General features: G+C 36.5%; 21 protein-coding genes. 12 read left to right on the plus strand and 9 right to left on the minus strand.

Annotation, left to right across the window (positions count from 1 at the left end):
• Together ACQWU4_RS09540 and ACQWU4_RS09545 are read right to left on the minus strand one after the other, a co-directional pair.
• Complete coding sequence (locus ACQWU4_RS09540; protein ID WP_429935534.1) at positions 1 to 327, minus strand: hypothetical protein; 327 nt, start codon at positions 325 to 327, stop codon at positions 1 to 3.
• Positions 327 to 647: a hypothetical protein gene (locus ACQWU4_RS09545; protein ID WP_429935535.1), complete on the minus strand. Its 321-nt coding sequence runs from the start codon at positions 645 to 647 to the stop codon at positions 327 to 329. Before ACQWU4_RS09545 ends, ACQWU4_RS09540 begins: the two co-directional genes overlap by 1 nt.
• Before the next feature lie 77 nt (positions 648 to 724).
• On the opposite strand from ACQWU4_RS09545, the gene ypfJ reads away from it, so the two are divergent.
• From ypfJ to ACQWU4_RS09560, 3 genes are all read left to right on the plus strand, one after another.
• The gene (ypfJ, locus tag ACQWU4_RS09550) at positions 725 to 1,582 is read left to right on the plus strand and encodes a KPN_02809 family neutral zinc metallopeptidase (protein ID WP_429935536.1); all 858 of its coding nucleotides are present in this window, start codon (positions 725 to 727) and stop codon (positions 1,580 to 1,582) included.
• Between the two features lie 612 nt (positions 1,583 to 2,194).
• A complete protein-coding gene (locus ACQWU4_RS09555) occupies positions 2,195 to 3,811 on the plus strand; it encodes a helix-turn-helix domain-containing protein (protein WP_429935537.1) in 1,617 nt (538 codons plus the stop codon).
• A 387-nt stretch (positions 3,812 to 4,198) separates the two neighbouring features.
• Positions 4,199 to 5,056, plus strand: a complete 858-nt coding sequence (locus ACQWU4_RS09560; protein WP_429935538.1) for a hypothetical protein — start codon at positions 4,199 to 4,201, stop codon at positions 5,054 to 5,056.
• A gap of 151 nt (positions 5,057 to 5,207) precedes the next feature.
• Here ACQWU4_RS09560 and ACQWU4_RS09565 read toward each other — a convergent pair whose 3' ends face one another.
• Positions 5,208 to 6,053 (minus strand): GLPGLI family protein, encoded by an 846-nt coding sequence (locus ACQWU4_RS09565; protein ID WP_429935539.1) that lies wholly within the window; start codon positions 6,051 to 6,053, stop codon positions 5,208 to 5,210.
• Between the two features lie 10 nt (positions 6,054 to 6,063).
• Positions 6,064 to 6,993 (minus strand): GLPGLI family protein, encoded by a 930-nt coding sequence (locus ACQWU4_RS09570; RefSeq protein WP_429935540.1) that lies wholly within the window; start codon positions 6,991 to 6,993, stop codon positions 6,064 to 6,066.
• Between the two features lie 212 nt (positions 6,994 to 7,205).
• On the opposite strand from ACQWU4_RS09570, the gene ACQWU4_RS09575 reads away from it, so the two are divergent.
• The 5 genes from ACQWU4_RS09575 (at position 7,206) to sufD (ending at position 11,756) form a co-directional block, all read left to right on the plus strand.
• A complete protein-coding gene (locus tag ACQWU4_RS09575; RefSeq protein ID WP_111954251.1) occupies positions 7,206 to 7,535 on the plus strand; it encodes a HesB/IscA family protein in 330 nt (109 codons plus the stop codon).
• 79 nt (positions 7,536 to 7,614) lie between these two features.
• A complete protein-coding gene (gene sufB, locus ACQWU4_RS09580) occupies positions 7,615 to 9,063 on the plus strand; it encodes a Fe-S cluster assembly protein SufB (protein WP_429935541.1) in 1,449 nt (482 codons plus the stop codon).
• 7 nt (positions 9,064 to 9,070) lie between these two features.
• Positions 9,071 to 9,574, plus strand: a complete 504-nt coding sequence (locus ACQWU4_RS09585; RefSeq protein ID WP_429935542.1) for a GNAT family N-acetyltransferase — start codon at positions 9,071 to 9,073, stop codon at positions 9,572 to 9,574.
• Positions 9,575 to 9,592: 18 nt separating this feature from the next.
• Positions 9,593 to 10,336, plus strand: coding sequence for a Fe-S cluster assembly ATPase SufC (sufC, locus tag ACQWU4_RS09590; protein WP_429935543.1), 744 nt, complete (start codon positions 9,593 to 9,595; stop codon positions 10,334 to 10,336).
• A 112-nt stretch (positions 10,337 to 10,448) separates the two neighbouring features.
• Positions 10,449 to 11,756, plus strand: coding sequence for a Fe-S cluster assembly protein SufD (gene sufD, locus ACQWU4_RS09595; RefSeq protein WP_429936043.1), 1,308 nt, complete (start codon positions 10,449 to 10,451; stop codon positions 11,754 to 11,756).
• A 73-nt stretch (positions 11,757 to 11,829) separates the two neighbouring features.
• Here sufD and ACQWU4_RS09600 read toward each other — a convergent pair whose 3' ends face one another.
• Both ACQWU4_RS09600 and ACQWU4_RS09605 read right to left on the minus strand, forming a co-directional pair.
• Complete coding sequence (locus ACQWU4_RS09600) at positions 11,830 to 12,750, minus strand: DUF3078 domain-containing protein (protein ID WP_429935544.1); 921 nt, start codon at positions 12,748 to 12,750, stop codon at positions 11,830 to 11,832.
• Positions 12,751 to 12,971: 221 nt separating this feature from the next.
• Positions 12,972 to 13,898, minus strand: a complete 927-nt coding sequence (locus ACQWU4_RS09605) for a DUF3078 domain-containing protein (RefSeq protein WP_429935545.1) — start codon at positions 13,896 to 13,898, stop codon at positions 12,972 to 12,974.
• A gap of 258 nt (positions 13,899 to 14,156) precedes the next feature.
• Between ACQWU4_RS09605 and ACQWU4_RS09610 the strand changes: the two genes are divergently transcribed.
• The 4 genes from ACQWU4_RS09610 to ACQWU4_RS09625 all read left to right on the plus strand — a co-directional run bounded on the left by ACQWU4_RS09610 (position 14,157) and on the right by ACQWU4_RS09625 (position 18,113).
• Positions 14,157 to 14,924 carry a rhomboid family intramembrane serine protease gene (locus ACQWU4_RS09610; protein ID WP_429935546.1) on the plus strand — a complete coding sequence of 256 codons (768 nt, stop codon included), beginning with the start codon at positions 14,157 to 14,159 and terminating at the stop codon, positions 14,922 to 14,924.
• A gap of 33 nt (positions 14,925 to 14,957) precedes the next feature.
• The gene (dprA, locus tag ACQWU4_RS09615) at positions 14,958 to 16,067 is read left to right on the plus strand and encodes a DNA-processing protein DprA (protein WP_429935547.1); all 1,110 of its coding nucleotides are present in this window, start codon (positions 14,958 to 14,960) and stop codon (positions 16,065 to 16,067) included.
• Positions 16,068 to 16,257: 190 nt separating this feature from the next.
• Positions 16,258 to 17,616 carry an NADP-specific glutamate dehydrogenase gene (gdhA, locus tag ACQWU4_RS09620; protein WP_429935548.1) on the plus strand — a complete coding sequence of 453 codons (1,359 nt, stop codon included), beginning with the start codon at positions 16,258 to 16,260 and terminating at the stop codon, positions 17,614 to 17,616.
• Positions 17,617 to 17,744: 128 nt separating this feature from the next.
• On the plus strand, positions 17,745 to 18,113 hold the full coding sequence (locus ACQWU4_RS09625) for an iron chaperone (RefSeq protein ID WP_429935549.1): 369 nt from the start codon (positions 17,745 to 17,747) through the stop codon (positions 18,111 to 18,113).
• Between the two features lie 41 nt (positions 18,114 to 18,154).
• On the opposite strand, the gene ACQWU4_RS09630 is transcribed toward ACQWU4_RS09625, so the two are convergent.
• The 3 genes from ACQWU4_RS09630 to ACQWU4_RS09640 all read right to left on the minus strand — a co-directional run bounded on the left by ACQWU4_RS09630 (position 18,155) and on the right by ACQWU4_RS09640 (position 20,059).
• Positions 18,155 to 18,484, minus strand: coding sequence for a hypothetical protein (locus tag ACQWU4_RS09630; protein ID WP_429935550.1), 330 nt, complete (start codon positions 18,482 to 18,484; stop codon positions 18,155 to 18,157).
• Positions 18,485 to 18,598: 114 nt separating this feature from the next.
• Complete coding sequence (locus ACQWU4_RS09635) at positions 18,599 to 19,087, minus strand: YkgJ family cysteine cluster protein (RefSeq protein WP_429935551.1); 489 nt, start codon at positions 19,085 to 19,087, stop codon at positions 18,599 to 18,601.
• Complete coding sequence (locus tag ACQWU4_RS09640) at positions 19,088 to 20,059, minus strand: ion channel (protein WP_429935552.1); 972 nt, start codon at positions 20,057 to 20,059, stop codon at positions 19,088 to 19,090.
• Positions 20,060 to 20,324: the final 265 nt, after the last annotated feature.

The following is a 20,324-nucleotide window of genomic DNA, read 5'->3' on the forward strand; positions in this document are numbered from 1 at the left end:
CTACGATGATGCACTGAAACCGCTTCTTCCCAGCTGTCCCCTTACCACATTTCCTTTGAAATTATTTCTTCCGATATTAGACTTTGTGCTTATTGCATCACTGTAATAGCCTGCTTTTTGGTAAGCACCATAGCTGTAAGCTCCGTACGGCCTGAATGCATGATACAGGAGAAGCCCCGTCATAAAACCATGTGACCGTGTATAAGAAGCCGTAGTATCAGACCTCATATAGACTTTCTTTTCGTTTTGAACCTTGGGTTTTTCCTGAGAACAGGCAGCCAATACTCCTGTTACAAAAAGTAATTTTATAGAACTGGACTTTTTCATTATTGAACCGTTATAAAAAATTCATAGTCTTTTTTCGTTTTCACAATATGACTGTTACCATCATTGTCTTCTCCACCTACAAGTGTATCTCCTAAACTCGGAATAGTATCTTTTTTAACGATTTCTTTAAAAAGCTTTTTGTTTTTCCAGATTTTGTGCTTGGTAATAAGAATATCCGCGGCATCCAGATGTTCAACGGAAAGAACCGTTTCAATGGATCCGTTTTTATCCACATTCTTTACTTCATCTTCTTTTTCTTTTTCACAGGCTGTAAATGCCATTAGTCCAACTAACAAAAAGGAAAGTTTAATTTTTTTCACGTAAATAGTAATTTTTCACAAAAGTAGTCATTTAGTAATGATATTATTTTAAATTTACAAAGCAAAAAAATTTATTTATGAAATGGACAGACGATAGAAGCGACAACGTAGACGACAGACGCGGATCTGGCGGCGGTGGCGGTGGCGCTCTTGTAGGCGGTGGATTGGGAACCCTGATCATTGCTGCAATTATATTCTTTTTGGGGGGAGATCCTTCATCTTTACTTTCTTCCGGAGGCGGAAGTTCTTCTCCTACCGAACAGAGAGAATTAAGTTCCAATGAACTTCAGATCCGTGAATTTGTAAAAATGGTTACTGCTGAAAATGAGCAGACCTGGACTAAAATTTTTGCTGAGAACGGTATGCAATACCAACCTGCTATAGTTGTTTTATTTGAAAGTACCACACAATCAGGCTGCGGAACAGCTGAAGCTGCCATGGGACCTTTCTACTGTCCGGCAGATCAGAAGGTTTATATGGACATGAGCTTTTTTAAAGAGCTTCAGCAGAGATTTGGTGCACAGGTTACAGAATTTTCCATTGCTTATGTAATGGCTCACGAAATGGGTCACCATGTACAGACTCTTTTGGGAACTACCCAAAAGGTAGATGCGTTAAGAAGAAGCGGAAGATATTCTGAAGCAGATCTGAATAGGGTTTCTGTAGCGACAGAACTGCAGGCAGATTTCTATGCCGGTGTTTGGGCTAAACAGACTGATAACAGAGAACATATTCTGGAACCGGGCGACATCGAATCCGCTATAGAAGCAGCTGAAGCTGTAGGGGATGACAATATTCAGAAAAGATCTCAGGGTTATGTAAACCAGGAAAGCTTTACCCATGGCTCATCTGCCCAGCGTAAAGAATGGTTTATGAAAGGCTACAATACAGGCGACATTAAGCAGGGAGATACTTTCAACCAGCTCTTGAAATAAAATAAAAAACTGTCTCAAATATACATGTATGAGGTTTTTAAGCCCATAAAGCGGGTAATTAAAAAAATAAGGCTTGGATTTTGTAATCCGAGCCTTTTAATTTGACTATTCATTAGCTTATACTAATAAAAGTGAATTTTTTTCTATCAATCAGAATTTCTTACCTATACCAAAATATTCATTATTTAGTGGCTCGTCCCAGTTTACCTACTATCTCATTAAATTCCCAGATTTGCTTAATCTAGCTCTGTAATTTACACTTTGATACACTAGTCGCATAAATGAAACGAATCGAAAGGCTTGTAGAATAAGTCAATTTTTGTTTCCGACTTCCCTCATTCATAATATATTTTCTTTTAAAAGTCCCAATTCTATTGTTTGATTTTTAAGAGGATTGATTTCAGTTATTTTCTTTTACAGTTAAATGATATTCCGGAATATTAGTGATTTAGCGTTAGGCAGACCGTAAGTTTAGATGTTAATTTGTTCGTTAGGCAATTTCCCAAAACAGAAGCCAAATTTTTCATATTTCAACAAAACCAGCACAATAACAATAAATTATTAACGAAAAAGTTCTATTTTAAGTGTTTCCAAACCAAGGAAGATTATATCATGAAAAAAATTATTACCTTATTAGTTTGTTTGTCTACTATTTTTTGTTTTGCACAATCATATTCTAAATTTTTAAGTAAAGACGTTTTTAATTTAAATCAAGAAAGACTTTCAAATCCAGATAGAATGATTATTGTGGGAGAACAAATACTTAAAGTTTCAAAGAACGAATATGACTTTTCTGTGGGTTATTTTAACATAGCCAGCGGATACGGAAGAAAAGAAGATTTTGCAAAAGCTATTTTTTTTGCAAAGAAATCGGATTCTATACTCCAAAAGCTAAATATAGAAAAAGAACGTTTTTCAATGAATTATCTTATAGGGCTTGGTTATAAAAAAACGGGATTAATGCCTCAAGCCTATGAGCAACTGGCAAAGCTAAAGGAAATGACAAGACAGTTTAATAAGTCAGATTATTATTCTAAAGTTTTACTTTTCGAATCGCTACTTTTATTTGATGATAAGAAATACTGCGAAGATATACCGATAAGAAAGAATATCATTAAAGACTATCTTAGCAATATTGAAAATGCTAAGAAAAATAAAGAGCCAAAAAACATTCTCACTGCGATGCATATGATTCTTTCAAAACAGAGAGCCTATCTCTCGTTTGAATTTATTGCCTGTGGAGATTTTATATCGGCTAAAGAGCAGATTCTATATTATGAAAAAATGTATGAAGATGAAGATACTAAGCCTTACCTTGAGGAAAAATTTGAGCTGTATTTTTTATCTAAGGCATTAATCGATGCTAAAGAAAATAGGATAAGTAATGCAAAAGCAAATTTTGACAAAGCAGAAAATGCTGCAGAAGAACGCAAATATAAATCTATACATCTCCTCATACTAGAGCAGCGACTGAAAGCCCGTATTGATAACAATGAAGAAAAGAATAAGCTTTTTGATCATTTTGTACAATTGAAAGATAGCTTAAAAGAACAGGCAACCCAAACAATCTCTCTGGAAAGTACTATACAAAATAAAAAAACCGAATCTGTACGAAAATCTAAAAATATTTTGTTAACCGTAGTTGGCCTACTGACATTTGGTATTTTTACATTGGTCTTTTTTTACAGGAAAAAGGAAAAAAAAAACAGGAAAAAGTTTAATGACATTATTAAAAAATTAGAAGAAAGCCTCAAAAAAAAGAAAGATTTTGCAGACATACCGAATCATCCTGTGAACATTTTGCCAGTAAACGAAATAAGCAACAAAACAGACTCAAGAATAATGTCTGAACAAAAGGAAGCTGAGCTTTTACAAAATCTGAATGAATTTGAAAAAGGAAAAGAGTTTACCGTAAAAAACTTTACTCTGAGCGATCTTGCCCATTTCCTCAATACCAATACAAAATATACTAATTATCTCATAAAAAAGTATCGGGAAAAAAACTTTAGCGATTATATCAATGGCCTGAAAATTCGTTATATTTTAGAGTATATCTATGAAAATCCTGTACATTTGAAATATAAAATCCAACACTTTTCAGATTTGGCAGGCTTTTCTTCCAGTGGATATTTTGCTAAAATCTTTATGCAGGAAACAGGTCTTTCTCCTTCGAAATTTATTTCTTCTTTAAAAAAGCAGCCACACTCACACGATAAATCAAACAGCTAATTATCAACACTTTACGTATTTGTTATCGATAGTATTCCAGAATATTATCAATATATTATTTGCCATAAAACGACGTTGAAAGTAATTTTGCCTCAGAAATCAAGACAATACGGCTGATAAAATCCCAATTAAAATATTTAAACAAAACTCTTAATGATGCATTGCGAAGAGAATATTTTAAAAGCTATAAAAATCTATGATGAAAAAAAATTTATTCCCATCCCAAAAGCAAGTTAGAAAGTCAAACAATTTAACATGAAAGAAAAAACTTAATAATAGATTATGAGGAAAATATTTTAAGAGCTATAAAATCTATGATGAAAAAAAATTTATTCCCATCCCAAAGCAAGTTAAAAAATCGAACAATTTAACATGAAAGAAAAAACAATGAAAAAATTATTTATTATTTCGAGCACATTAATTTGCAATCTAATGTTCAGCCAGGTTGGTATCAATACGGCAACTCCAGACCCAAGCTCTGCCCTGGATATTTATTCCAATAACAAAGGAACTCTTTTCCCAAGAGTTGAAATTACTTCTTTCACAGATGCAGTTACTATTCCCAATCCTGCAAAAGGATTGATGATATACAAGCCATCTTCCACAAACATAGAAGAAGGCCTGTACGTAAATGTAGGAACGCCATCAAACCCTAAATGGGATATGACTACCAATACAAAAAAAACCGATGAGGTTTTAACGAATCCTGCTTATATGATGGCATATGAAGCAGCAGGAAATACTGATCAATATGTAATTTACAGTCCCACAATTCCTTTATATACATATAAAACTATTGAGCTTAAAGGCTTCGTAAACCCAATACATTCTACAAAAATCACATTGCCTAAAGATGGTATTTATTCCATTTTGGTAAGGCCTGTATTTGAGGTGAATTATAATAGTATTGCAACTAAAGCAACCTCGAATGCATATTTAAATATCCAGTTTGTAGTTAACAAAACCAATTTGAACAATGTTACTACAGTGTTTGATTATTTTAGAAATTCGTTTTATATCCGCCCTTTTTCTGCAATATCTGGTAATGACTTTTTTTCCCGTCCGGCGAGCACACTCTTTATTTCCGGAAAGGCAGGCGAAACGTTTACTTTATCTTTAAGGATGGAAGGATTGGTGGATAATGACGGACTAGTTAAAAGTGTGAAATTATTAGGAGGTTCCAATTCAGGATATACATCATTTGCCATTACTACGGCAGAATCTCCAGATCTATATTTAAAATAAAGAAAATCAGTATAAAGTGATTATTTTCTTGTTGTGTTTTGTGGTCATAATACTTAATTTATTTTAAAGTTATTAATTTGATGACAACCGTCAGATTAAGTGTATTGACTAATTCAATTAAGCCATTCTTAAAAAGAATGGCTTAATTTTTTTATTGCAGCTCAATCGGATTGCTGTTTTTCTTAGCTTCCTCTTTCACTCTTTCTTCCATTCGTTTTCTCATATCTGCAGGATTCTGATTCCCTCCTCCTCTGTTGGATCTGGGTGCCGCCGGAAATCCTCCGCCACCTCCGCCGCTATTCTGCATGAATGATATAGGATCTGCTTTAAATTTGTCCTGCTGCTTCAGGTAATCTGCTCTTTTTACCTTTAAAGTATTTCCGAACTGATTCAAGGTGGCAATTTCACCAATTTTATAGTTCTTCATTAAATCAAAAGAATAATCGCCCTGATCATCTTCCACTTTCACGATCAATCCTGGGAGCCCACCGAATTTATAAGGTCCATCCTGGTAAGGTAAATCCGTTGTAAACCAGGCAGTCCACTTTCTTCCGGCAAAATCAGTTGTTGCCTTTTGTACTTTATATTCTCCTATCTTTGTTGTTTCAGAAGACATTTTCCAGTTCAAAGGACGGTCTTCTTCATAAGAATAAAGATCTCTCCCTATTCTGTCCTTAAAGTAGGTCTTTTGACTCGCCTTATCTTTTTCAACGGAATAATTGATATTGGTTCTCATCCCCTCCATCTGATCTCTATTGACAGAGCCTCTTCCTCCTCCACTCTGGAAAGCCTTCTGCATGACAGAGTCTCTCTTATACCTGTTTTCAGAGTAGAAAAGAGATTTTTCAGCAGAAATATCTAAATATGCATTTTCAGTTTTAATATCGCTTTTGTTTTCTGCATCCGGCTTCATTGTTACCTGATATACAAACCGGTTGTTCTGTGCAGAAATATGCTGCATAAACAACGCTAAAGCAAGAATTCCTATTTTTTTCATTTCTGGATTTTTATTTTAATTCAATTGGATTTTGACTTTCATTATTTTTTAAGGGACTACCTCCAAAACCTGCATCACGTACTGGAAAAGTTCCACCTTCAGTACTTCTGCCCTGATGCATTCCTCTTCCTCCACCCATTTTGCCCATTCCGCCGCCTCTCATTCCGCCATGTTCATTACCTCCAAAATTCATTCCGCCTTTTTCACCTCCTTCCGGCAGCCTTCTGTTTTTACCTGCTTCAAGCAGTAATGCCGCTTTATCTCCGTTGAAAGCAATCCTTGTGCTCTGTTTTGCATTAGGATCATCAGGCTTTTCAAACGCATTCTGAATCTTGATTTTTTTGGTAAGATCAAATTTATAGTCTCCGTTTTCATCTTCAAGTTTTACAATCAGTCCCGGAAGTCCGGAGAATTTGTACGGCCCGTCAGAAATACTGATATCTTTGGTGAACCACGCCGTCCAGACTCTTCCTCCAAAACTGGTGATCGCTTTTTGTGCAGGATATCCGTTCTGCTTCTCTTTAACATCAGTTATTTCCCATTTCAAAGACCTGTCTTCCTCATAGTAAATTTCCCTTCCGGCCACTTTATCGTAATAATAGACTTTTTGCTGAGGAATATTTTTAACAATATAATTTTCAAAAAAAGCAGGTGCAAGCTCTTTCTTCATACTCATATTTTTAAAATCCTTTTCCCGTTTTTTATGATCCTCCTTGTCTTCCGCCTTGAAAGCTGTATGCAAAGAATCTTTAATTAGCTCATTCTCACTGATAAACAAAGACTTATCTCCTTTTACATCCAGAAACGTTCTTTCATGTTTCATACTTACCAGATTAATCGAATCCGGATTTACTGAAGTCTCATAGACATATCTTATGGTCTGGCCGTAGGTAGCTGTTACTAAAAGCAACAAAAAAAAGACCACTAATTTATTCTTCATTACTACTTCTTGCGGTTGTTTCATTAGGATAAAAAATAGGGTTCAAAGTTAAATCTAAAACAGAATCATCTTATTTTTAAAAGATATATTGGCTAATTTTTAACACTTGGATTTCAGCAGACATATAAAATCATGAAAATAGACACCATCAATTTGAGATTGCGGAAATTAGTTCGTATTTTTGCATCATTAAATCATTCTAAATAAATACAATGATAAAAGTATCAGATCAAGCAAAAGCAAAAGCCATTCAGCTGATGACAGAGGATGGTTTCAATGCTGCTGAGGATTATATAAGAGTAGGGGTGAAAAGTGGAGGATGCTCTGGTTTAGAATATGTTTTGGGTTTCGATAATAAAAAAACAGATGCAGATCAGGTTTTTGAAGATAATGAAATCAAAATTGTTGTAGATAAAAAATCTATCCTCTATTTAGCAGGAACAACTCTTGAATACTCAGGAGGTTTAAACGGGAAAGGATTTGTTTTTAACAATCCTAACGCATCCAGAACATGTGGATGCGGAGAGAGTTTTTCTTTATAAAAAGACATTAGATACTAGATATCAGACATCAGACGCGTTCTGAATCTGAAAAATCTACATTCTGAAATCAAAAAAAATAATGAGTAAATACACTGAAGACGATTTAAGAGTCGATCTAGAAAATAAAAAATATGAATTCGGCTGGGAAACGAAGATCGATTATGAGGACTTTCCTACCGGATTAAACGAAGATATCGTCCGTGCTATCTCTGCAAAAAAAGAAGAGCCTGAATGGATGACAGAATGGCGTTTGGAGTCTTTCAGAATCTGGCTGAAAATGGCAGAACCTACCTGGGCCAACATCAAATACGAAAAACCTGATTTTCAGGCAATTCGTTATTATGCTGCGCCAAAGGCAAAACCTGAACTGGAAAGCCTTGATCAGGTAGATCCTGAATTACTGAAAACTTTTGAGAAATTAGGAATCAATATCGAGGAACAAAAGAGACTTTCAGGAGTTGCTGTAGATATTGTAATAGATTCAGTTTCTGTAAAGACCACTTTCCAGGAAACTCTAATGGAAAAAGGAATTATTTTCTGTTCTATTTCTGAAGCTATTAAAAACCATCCTGATTTAGTAAGAAAATATCTTGGAAAAGTAGTTCCGAGAGGAGATAATTTTTATTCAGCACTGAATTCCGCAGTATTTTCTGACGGAAGCTTCTGCTATATTCCAAAAGGCGTAAGATGTCCAATGGAACTTTCCACATATTTCCGTATCAATCAGGCAGGAACAGGTCAGTTTGAAAGAACACTTGTGATTGCTGATGAAGGAAGCTACGTTTCTTATCTTGAAGGCTGTACAGCTCCGTCAAGGGATGAAAACCAGCTTCACGCCGCGGTTGTGGAACTGATTGCAATGGATAATGCAGAAATTAAATACTCTACCGTTCAAAACTGGTACCCGGGGAATGAAGAAGGGAAAGGAGGGGTATTCAACTTTGTGACGAAAAGAGGACTTTGCGAAAAAAATGCAAAAATTTCATGGACGCAGGTGGAAACAGGTTCTGCTGTAACATGGAAATATCCTTCTTGTATATTGAAAGGAGATAATTCTATCGGGGAGTTCTACTCTATTGCTGTAACGAATAACCACCAATATGCAGATACCGGAACAAAAATGATCCACATCGGAAAGAATTCCAGATCAACGATTATTTCAAAAGGTATTTCTGCAGGGAAATCCAACAATTCCTACAGAGGACTGGTAAAAGTAATGCCTTCTGCAAAAGGGGCAAGAAACTTCTCCCAGTGCGATTCTCTTCTTATGGGCAATGAATGTGGTGCACATACTTTCCCATACATTGAAATCAAAGATCCTACTGCACAACTGGAGCACGAAGCCACCACTTCGAAAATCGGAGAAGATCAGATCTTCTACTGCAACCAGAGAGGTATTGATACAGAAAGAGCTATCGCCCTGATTGTAAATGGTTTCAGCAAAGAAGTACTGAATAAGCTTCCTATGGAATTTGCCATCGAAGCTCAGAAATTACTGGAGATCTCTCTTGAAGGCTCTGTAGGATAATCCGGTTATGGAAACCACAGAAAATTTAATTCTAAGAAGACCTGAAAAAGAAGATTTTGAAAGGTTTTTTGAAATTAATAAGGATCCGCAGACGAACCTGTATAATCCAGGCGGGCCAATGGATTTTGCGAAAGCAGAAAACACATTCAAAAGAATGCTGAACCACTGGGAACAATATAATTTTGGAGGGTGGACCATTATAGCAAAAGAAAATAAAAGCATTATCGGCTTTGGAGGTCTGAGCTATAAAATGTACGGAGATGAAGAAAAACTAAATCTTGGATATCGCTTTGCAGTGGAAGCATGGGGAAAGGGATATGCGACAGAATTTACAAGGAAAGCTGTAGATCTGGGATTTAACAATATTGGTAAAGAAGAAATATTCGGAGTTGTTCGTCCTGATAATATAGCTTCTATTAAAGTTTTGGAAAAGGCGGGAATGACGCAAATCGGAACTCTTCATGATGTTCCTGGTCAACCTGACAGTTTAGTATATAGAATTCAAAAATAATTTGTTTAGCAAATAAAAATGTTAGAAATAAAAAACTTGCACGCCAAAATTGAAGACGGCGCAGAAATTTTAAAAGGTATTAATCTTGAAATAAAACCGGGGGAAGTTCATGCGATCATGGGTCCTAACGGAGCTGGAAAATCTACTCTTTCTTCCGTAATTGCAGGAAAAGAGGATTATGAGGTAACGGACGGAGAAATCATTTTTGGTGGTGAAAATATCATTGAAGATGCTCCTGAAGACAGAGCTCACAAAGGAATCTTCCTTTCTTTCCAGTATCCTGTGGAAATTCCGGGGGTTTCTGTAACGAACTTCATTAAGGCTGCTTTAAACGAGACAAGAAAAGCAAACGGGCTGGAAGAAATGCCGGCTAAAGAAATGCTTGCTCTTATCCGTGAAAAATCCGAGCAATTGGGTATAAAAAAAGATTTCCTTTCAAGATCACTGAACGAAGGTTTTTCCGGAGGTGAAAAGAAAAGAAACGAGATTTTCCAGATGATGATGCTTAACCCTAAACTGGCCATTCTTGATGAAACAGATTCAGGACTGGACATTGATGCGTTAAGAATCGTTGCAGACGGTGTAAATGCTTTTAAAAACGAAGGGAATGCAGTTCTTCTGATTACTCACTATCAGAGATTGCTTAACTATATCCAGCCTGACTTTGTTCACGTTCTTGCTAATGGGAAAATCATCAAAACCGGTGATAAATCTCTTGCCCTGGAACTTGAAGAAAAGGGTTACGACTGGCTTCTTAACTAAGAAGATTTTTTTTCAGGAGGATTTTATCAATCTTTTCTGAAGTTGCGGAAAACCCGCAGTAATTACTATTTTTAAATATATAAAATAAGGTGTGATGGCCGAAATATCAGTAATGGCTTTATACGATCAGATTATTGACAATCACGGTGAATTTTTGGAGAGCCTTCGTCACAGATTTCTGGATGAAGAAAGAAAATCTGCTCTTCAGAACTTCGAAAACTTAGGTTTTCCGACAAAAAAAGACGAAGAATATAAATATACCAGCCTAAAAGAGATCACAGAGAAAAACTATAATTTTTTCCCTAAAGAAAGTCATAATATTACCAAAGAACAGCTGGACCAGCTGCATCTGGGTGAAGAAAATTTTGACTGGATCGTTTTTGTGAACGGTAAACTTCATAAAGAACTTTCAAAGGTTTCTATCGAAAATGTAGAGTTTCTTTCATTCAACTATGCTTTGAATGATGAGAAGCATAAGGAAGTATTTGATAAGTATTTTAATACTATCGCTTCCAAAGATGCTGCTTTTACAAACCTAAATCTTGCTTACTGCAAATATGGTTTCTTTTTGAAGGTTCCTAAAAATGTTGTGATCGAAAAACCGATCCACATTTTCTACATTTCCCAGAATCAGGAAGAAAATACCTTCTACAATACAAGAAACTTACTGATTGTGGAAGAAGGAGCAAAAGTAGAGGTTATAGAAAGCCACCACAATTTCGACAGTACTTATGTGCTGACAAATTCTGTGACGGAGATCTTTACTTATCCGAATGCAAAAGCAGACTGGCACAAACTTCAGAATGACAACAACACGTCATATCTTATCGACAGTACTTTCGCCAGACAGGAAAAAGACAGCTTAACGACTGTGAATACTTTCTCTTTCGGAGGAAAACTGATAAGAAATAATCTGGATTTCATTCATAACGGAAGCAATATCAATTCATTTATGAACGGGATCACCATTATTGGTAAAGATCAGTTGGTAGACCACCATACAGCAGTTCACCACAATTTCCCGAACTGTGAAAGCTATCAGAATTACAAAGGTATTTTTGACGGAAATGCTCACGGTATTTTCAACGGGAAGGTTTTCGTAGATAAAGTTGCCCAGAAAACCAATGCTTATCAGCAGAACAACAACGTATTGCTAAGCGAAGGAGCTACTATTGATACAAAACCTCAGTTGGAGATCTTTGCTGATGATGTAAAATGCTCTCACGGCTGTACAGTAGGCCAGCTTAATGAAGACGCCCTGTTCTATCTAAGAGCAAGGGGTATCTCCAAAAAAGAAGCTCAGGCGCTACTTTTATATGCTTTTGCCAATGATGCAATGCAGAACATTGATATTGAACCGCTTAAAGAAAAAATCTCAAAACTTTTAGCTGAAAAGCTTCAGGTTGATATAGAATTTTAAGACTAATATAAATTGATACCAAAAAAGCACTTCAAATTGAAGTGCTTTTTTTATTTTGATAGTCTCTCGTGAATTATTTCATCCAGGACTGGTTTTCTTTCTTATCAGAACGTTTTTTCCCGTTATCGATATTATAAGCAAATCCTACTCCCAAAGTCTGTTTAAGCTGGGTCTTTTGAATTTGATTGTGATCATACAGCAGGTCCAGTGTAATATTCGTTGAAATAAACTTATTAATCTTCATATTAAGGATTCCGCTGTATGCAAGCACCAAATGGTCAGGATGGTCAAGATAGTTTGAAAATACCGAAGCTGTATTCGTCAGGTTGATATTCTCCATAATCTTGATTTTATAGATAGCCGTTCCCAAGAAACCGAACTGGAACAGGGAAGAATCTCCATCATTTTTAAGTCCATAAGTTCCTGCAGTTTGCAGATCTTCATCGAGAACAAATGTCCATCTCGCATTAGCAGGACGAAGCGTCATTGTAAAGTTATCATTCGGACGGTAAGTAACCCCTGCGCCGATATTAAGATATCCCGGAGCCATAAAATTGGAGATTTTTTTCGCATCCGGATTGTTTCCGTCTTCGTAGCCACCTGCAAACTGGGTCTGCAAGCTTGCTCCGCCGGAAATATACCAGTTCTTGGCGAATTCACGCCCGTAATTGGTGGACAGGTTAATTACATCCTGTGTTTTTCTTGTTCCGATACCTTTTGTATTATTTTGCCCGTATCCAAGGATAATGATATTTTCCCACAGATCTTTACCTTTTTCATAAGTAAGATTATAATTAACTCCGGCAAGCCACCCAACATTATTGGCTCCACCGCCAACCCAGTTAGAGAATGCAGCCTGGTTAAGCATTAAGGTATTCTGGCCCTGGATAGACCATGCTTTTACGGTATCTGTAGCGACAGCATCAGTTTTGGCTTCCTGAGCCATTGCGCTGATTCCAAAAGAAATGAAAGCAGCCAATAAAAGTTTTTTCATAAGTAAAGGATTTTCGGTACAAAAATATACATATAATTTTTGTTAAAAAACTAATCACCCTCATTTGAAATATTAAATTGTTATTTAATACATTAAAAGACTGGAAAATACATTGAAAAAACAGGCTGAATGAACTTATCCCTACTTAAAATTTTACCGTTTTTTCATAAAAAAGCACCTCATATTGAAGCGCTTTTATTCTGTTGACCGAATAATACAGTCTATTTTTTAATCCACCACTGACTGTCTTTACGGTCAGAACGTTTTACTCCATTATTCAATGTATAGGCAAATCCTATCCCAAGCGTCTGTTTCAGCTGCGTTTTCTGGATCTGATTATGATCATAAAGCAGGTCTAAAGTAACATTGGATGATATAAATTTATTGACTTTAAAGTTTAAAACTGCCCCATAAGCAAGAACCAGTCTTTCCGGATGATCAAGATAATTGGAGAATACAGATGCAGTATTGGTTATGTGAACATTCTCCATCAATTTTACTTTGTATAAAGCCGTTCCCAAAAAACCAAACTGTATAAGCGATCTGTCCCCATCATTCTTTAAACCATAATTTCCGGCAAGCTGCAGCTCTTTATCCAGAACAAAAGTCCATCTGGCGTTGGTAGGACGTAATGTTACCGTCAGATTGTCATTTGGTCTGTACGTGATACCCATACCAAGATTCAGATAACCGGGAGCCATAAAATTGGAGATCTTTTTTGCAGCGGGATTATTTCCGTCCTCATATCCGGCAGCAAACTGCGATTGCAAACCTGCGCCTAAAGAGAAATACCAGCTTTTTGAAAATTTCCGCCCGTAGTTGGTTGAAACATTGATTACATCCTGTGTTTTTCTTACACCAAGTCCTTTGGTATCATTTTGACCATAATCCAGAACGATAATATTCTCCCAAAGGTCATTGTCTTTTTCATAGGTAAGATTATAATTTACCCCGGCGAGCCATCCTACATTGTTGGCTCCTCCACCTACCCAGTTTGAAAAGGAGGCCTGATTAATCATCAGCGTATTTTTCCCTAATACCGACCAGTATTTTATAGTATCTACAACTACTGAATCTTTTTTCAATTCTTCTTGTCCGCTTGCAAAAATCCCTATAGAAAAGGAAAGAATCAATAAAAACTTCTTCATTACTTCACATGATTTTCACTGCAAAAATATTAATATAATTTTTTTTAAGCGAATATTGACTTATAAAAAGCCTTAAAAACAGGATAAATTTTCTTAAAACAGATAAAAACAGGTCACTTTAATACATTCTCTTTCAAAATATTAAGCTTAAAAGACTAAAATTGAAACCTTTTGTCTTAAAATACACTCCTCTCCTTTCAATACATCGACAAATTTTCCGAAATTTATCATTGGCTTTTGATTTGACGTAAGATCAACATGTTTAAAAATATAATTTCCAAAAGAGCTGTTATAATGCCCTTGCTGATGCTTTCCGCAATGTGGCTCGGCTACTTTCTGCAGATGCAGGGTTTTTTCCAAAGCTGTTTTGGGGCTATCATACCTCTGTTGCCGGAAGGCTTACTGGGAATCATCACCTCTCCTCTTCTGCATGGAAATATCGATCATATCATAAGCAACTCTATTCCGGTAGCGGTTCTTCTGTTTCTTTTGTACCAGTTTTACCCATTGGTTGCCAACAAGGTCTTTATTATCGGTTGGCTGGCTACAGGACTGCTGGTCTGGCTTTTACCTCCTATAGACATTCTCACCGGCGATTATATGTATACCTGTACCATTGGGGCGAGCGGAGTGGTATATGTTCTTGCATTTTTCCTGTTCTTCAGCGGAGTTTTTAAATGGAATATGAAGCTGCTAACCATATCAATGCTTGTTGTTCTGTATTATGGCAGTTTGGTTTGGGGCATGTTTCCCGAGGAATTATTTTACAACCTTCAGGAACCGAGTAAAATTTCATGGCAGGCTCATCTTTCGGGGGCAGTTGTAGGAAGTATTATTGCTTTTGCTTTTAAGAACGTGGGTGACAGGAAAAAGAAATATATCTGGGAATTTCCAAACTATTACAGCGAAAAAGATGATAAACTTTGGCAGGAATACAAAGAAAATCACCCCGAAGACTTTCTGGAGCTACCTTACAAAAAAAGTGATGACATCTGGGATCATTTGGATGAATTAAGAAAAAGATAAATCTTATTTCATTACATTTGAAAAAAAACACACATGATCACTGAAGAACACCTCTATGCAATTGCTCTGCGCGAATGCAGCCTGATCGGCGATATTAATTTTCAAAAACTTATACGAAATTTCGGAAGTGCTCAAGAAGCATGGAAAAAAGCAAAAAAAGAATATTCAGGAACAGAAGGTATAGGCCGAAAAACTGTAAGCGATATTGGAAACGAGGAATATCTGAAATTTGCAGAAAAAGAAATAAAATTCTGTGAAAAGAACAGTATCCGGATTAATCTGCGACACCTTAAAGAACTTCCTTTTCTACTTAGCGAATGTGATGATGCTCCCGCTATTCTTTATCAGAAAGGAAATTTTGATGACAATTTACAGAAAATCAGCATTGTAGGAACCCGAAATATGACTTCATATGGCAAACAATTCATTGGAGATTTCTTTGAAGCGGCAAAGCTTTCTAAATACATATCTGTCAGCGGATTAGCTCTTGGCATTGACAAGGAGGTCCATGAACAGTCTATTCAGTATAAAATTCCAACGGCAGCTGTTCTTGCCCATGGATTTCACACGCTGTATCCTTCAAAAAATAAAAAGCTGTCCGAAAGAATTCTGGAGGAAGGCGGAACATTGTTTACAGAATTCAATTCTTCCCGAAAACCGGACCGGGAAAATTTCATACAAAGAAACAGGATCATAGCAGGAATTTCTCCTTCAACAATTGTGGTAGAAACTGGATTTGGAGGTGGCTCAATAAGCACTGCATCTTTCGCCAATGACTATAATCGGGAAGTATTTGCCCTTCCCGGAAAGATAACAGATCCATATAGCCAGGGATGCAACCAGCTGGTTTTCCAGAATAAAGCAGCGGCTATTTCCTCTGTTAAAGATCTTATAGATTCTCTCGGCTTCAATCTTTCAAAAGAAAAAGTTGCAGAACTGTTTCCTTATGACGAGACAGATGTACAACTTACTGACACTCAGGAAACCGTATTTCAATCGATCAAAGCCCATCCTCAGGTATCTCTGGACGATCTTGCCCAGATGATTTCGGTACCTTCATATAAAATTCTTCCCATAATTTTGGAATTGGAGCTTTTGGGGAAAGTAAAATCATTTTCCGGGAGGCAATTCGTGACAATTTGAGAATTAACGATTTCTTAATATTGCATTATTTGAGACCTAACTTTTAATTTTTAACAAAATTTACACACAAATTATCAATTTAATAATATTTCGACACATTATTATTTAATTTTCAGCAATGTTGAAATACAGTATTGTGAATCTTGAAAAAAAAATTAAATTTGTTGACAATAATATTCAACCCTAATATATGGAACAATATAATATTGACCAGAAAATCCAGGAGTTTATTGCCAAGATTGAAGCAAAAAATCCTAATGAACCAGAATTTTTACAAGCCGTAAAAGAAGTAGCTGTGACTGTAATTCCGTTTATTATGACAAAGAAGGAATATACAGGAATGAAACTTCTTGAGAGAATGGCTGAAGCTGAAAGAATTATCATTTTCAGAGTTCCATGGGTTGATGATAAAGGAGAGATCCAGGTAAACAGAGGTTTCAGAATCCAGATGAATTCTGCGATTGGACCATACAAAGGAGGAATCCGTTTCCATCCTACAGTAAACCTTTCCGTTCTTAAATTCTTAGCTTTCGAGCAGGTATTTAAAAACTCACTGACAACTCTTCCGATGGGTGGAGGAAAAGGTGGTTCAGATTTTGACCCGCAAGGTAAATCTGATATGGAAGTGATGCGTTTCTGCCAGGCTTTCATGACTGAATTATGTAAACATATCGGTCCTGAAACAGACGTACCTGCAGGAGACATTGGTGTTGGAGCCAGAGAGATCGGATATCTTTTCGGCCAGTACAAAAAAATCAGAAACGAATTTACAGGGGTACTTACAGGAAAAGGTCTTGCATACGGAGGATCACTGATCCGTCCTGAAGCTACAGGATATGGTGTAGTATACTTCGCCGAGCAGATGCTTAAATCAATCGGACAGGATTTTAAAGGAAAAACAGTAACAGTATCAGGTTTCGGAAACGTAGCCTGGGGAGTTATTAAAAAGGCAACTGAGCTTGGTGCTAAAGTTGTAACCATTTCCGGTCCTGATGGATATATCTATGATAAAGACGGTATCAGCGGCGAAAAGATTGATTATTTATTGGAATTAAGATCTTCAGGAAACAACAGAGCTGAAGATTATGCTAAAAAATATCCTTCTGCAGAATTCCACGCAGGAAAACGTCCTTGGAGTGTAAAATGTGATGTAGCATTCCCATCTGCAACCCAGAATGAACTAGATCTTGAAGATGCTAAAATTTTGGTGGAAAACGGATGTATCTGTGTTACTGAAGCTGCAAATATGCCTTCTACACTAGATGCCATCAACTATTTCTTAGATAATAAAGTATTATTCTCACCAGGTAAAGCTTCCAATGCCGGAGGTGTTGCTACTTCAGGTCTTGAGATGACACAGAACTCTATTCGTCTTAACTGGACTTCTGAAGAGGTTGATGCAAGACTAAAAGAGATTATGATCGGCATCCACAAAGCTTGTAGAGACTACGGAAAAGACGAAGATGGCTATGTAAACTACGTGAAAGGGGCAAATATTGCCGGATTCGTGAAAGTTGCAGAAGCAATGCTGGCTCAGGGAGTAGTATAAAAATAAACAAAGGTTGGGAAAATTCCCAGCCTTTTTTGATATAGCCTGTTCCCGGGATAATGGGAAAAAAGTAAAAAGTGAAAGGAGAAAGCGCTGTATTTGTACAGCGCTTTTTTTATTTTTATAAGATGAAAAACACCTTCAAAAACAGTAATGAGTATATTCTTTTGTTTCCTGATGAAGTTCAGCAGAAGCTTATTGAATTAAGAGAGGCCATTCATGCCGAAATTCCGGAACTGGAAGAATACATTGGCTACCAGATGCCTGCATTCAGGTATAAAGGGAAACCTCTGGTTTACTTTGCCGGATACAAAAAACACATAGGATTTTATCCGGGAGCTGAAGGTATAAGGGCTTTTGAAAAAGATTTTGAGAAAAATCACTACAAATTTTCAAAAGGAGCAGTTCAGTTTCCGGTGGACCAGAATATGCCTGTTGAACTTGTGAAAAAAATAGTACAGTTCAGAGCTCAGGAGATAGATCAGAAAAAATCCTGAGACATTACACCCCAGGATTCCCTTTCTACTTTGTTTAATATTTACTTAGAGGACTTTGCTTTTTTCTTAGCTTTTCTTTCTTCTTTGGTTGCCTCTGCAGGTTTTGCAGCATCTGTTGTAGCCTCTGCGCTTACTGTTGCTGTAGCTTCAGTTGCTGCAACCGGAGCTGCTGCATCTACCGTAGCAGTTGCTGTGGTATTTTGTTTTTGAGCGCTTGCATCTGTAGAAGTGCTCGTCTGTGTGCTCTGTTGAATTTGAGTGGTCTGGTTATTAGATGTATCGGCAGGCTTCTGCTGCTGTGTCTGTGTCTGAGCCGATACTGCGATTACGCCGACTAAAGTAAACGCTGCTGTTAAAACTAACTTTTTCATAATGTAATATTTTAAATGATTGTTTAACTTAAACGACACTCTTTTTATTAAATTATGCGTAACGGTCTTATTTAACGTACTTTATAATTATTTAAGATATTTTACAAAGTAGGTTTATTTCGAAATATTCTTCATCATTCTTTCCACAAATTCATAGGCAGCAGGGCATATGATTGTGTTTTTCAGCATTAAATTATTGATCTGATAGATCTTTTTACGGTCTGTATGTGGGTATTCCCGGCAGGCTTTCGGTCTTACTTCATAAATGGAGCAGGTATTGTCATTATTAAGGAAAAAACAGGGAAGATTTTGGAGTACTTTGTCATTGTCTTCATCCACTCTTAAAAATTTGGCTTCAAAATCAGCCTGTTTCATCCGCAAATGTTTTGAGATACGTTCAATATCTTTTTCAGTATATAAAGGTCCGGTTGTTTTACAGCAATTGGCACACTGAAGACAGTCTACTTCATTAAAAACTTCATCATGAGTCTCCTGAACTACATAATCCAGATTTTTGGGCGGTTTTTTTTTCAGCCCGTCCAGGAATTTTTTATGTTCTTTCTGCTTCTGTAAAGCCTGCTTTTTATAAAGGTCTAAATTCATTTATTCATTATCCTCAGCTATAGCCGGAAGATCAGCTTTTTGATATTCATTAATTTTATCAAGGTCCAATATCGTTGTAAGGTCATTATTGTTCGCATAATACATCGGGGTAAATTTTGCCCCATAAACAATTTCCGCCGAAACATAGGATGATCTTTGAACCACAGTATTGGAGAAAACCTCATCAAATGCGCGGATCTGCACTATTATTTCAATATCTGTATTCTTAAAATCATCTTCAGAAAATCCGTAGAATGGTGAATCTTCTTTGATCTCATGTACAACCGTCCAGTTCAGCGCCAGAGTATTGATTTTATTTAAATTGGTCTCTAAAGAGTAAAAATTACTTTTTGGAGCTCCATTTTCAATAACTTCGATAGCCGTTGAAACTATAACTTCGGCATCCGTTAAAGCATTGTCTTTAAAAGGCGCCAGCCTGAACATCAGGGCTCTGGATTCCTTAAAAGGGGCAATAACGGCAATATTAGAGAAACGAAGGTAAGCTCTCGGCCTTGAAAATCTTCCGTAAAAAAGCCCGGTTGCAATGGCAAAGGTAAGCAATCCCAGAAATGCTTCAAAAGTAGCTACAAGACTTGCCGTAAAACCTACAGGCGCAATCCTTCCGTACCCTACTGTGGTAAAAGTCTGCGAACTGAAGAAGAAAACATCGATGAATTCATTCAGTGGATCGCTTTTATCGATTCCGGTAAGGTGTTCTACTCCAATCAGGTAATAAATTAACGCAAATCCCAGATTCACCAGAATATAGGCAATTACGAGATAGGATAAGAACCGGAAAGTGGAAAGATTCAGCATGGTATGGTACCAGCTTAATCTATTGAATACATTCACGCCTTTCCGTTTTACATTCGGAAGCCCGTCTTTATTGATGAACCTTCCGGATGCATTGCTTCCAAAACCGCTGTTTTCAGTATTTTTCTGACGGATCTTCTGTCTGAAGCCTCTTGCCATTTTTATATCATTTGTTTTTGTTCTGTTGTAAATAAGTGAAACTGCTTTTATTATTTCTCCTTTTTACAATGCAAAGATAAAATATTGTTTTTATGAAATTCATCAAAAGCTTTTGATAAACTCAGTTAACTATAGTGGTGATGCTTTTGCACAAAATGTAACAGTCAAAAAAATATATTCCTCATACAATACAGGAGGTGCTCCATGACATTTTAAATTTAGAATGAAGCACCCTTTTTTTATACTTAGTAATATATAATCCTAT

The organism is Chryseobacterium sp. MIQD13 (genome assembly GCF_050496705.1).
In the GTDB taxonomy this organism is placed as follows: Bacteria; Bacteroidota; Bacteroidia; order Flavobacteriales; family Weeksellaceae; genus Chryseobacterium.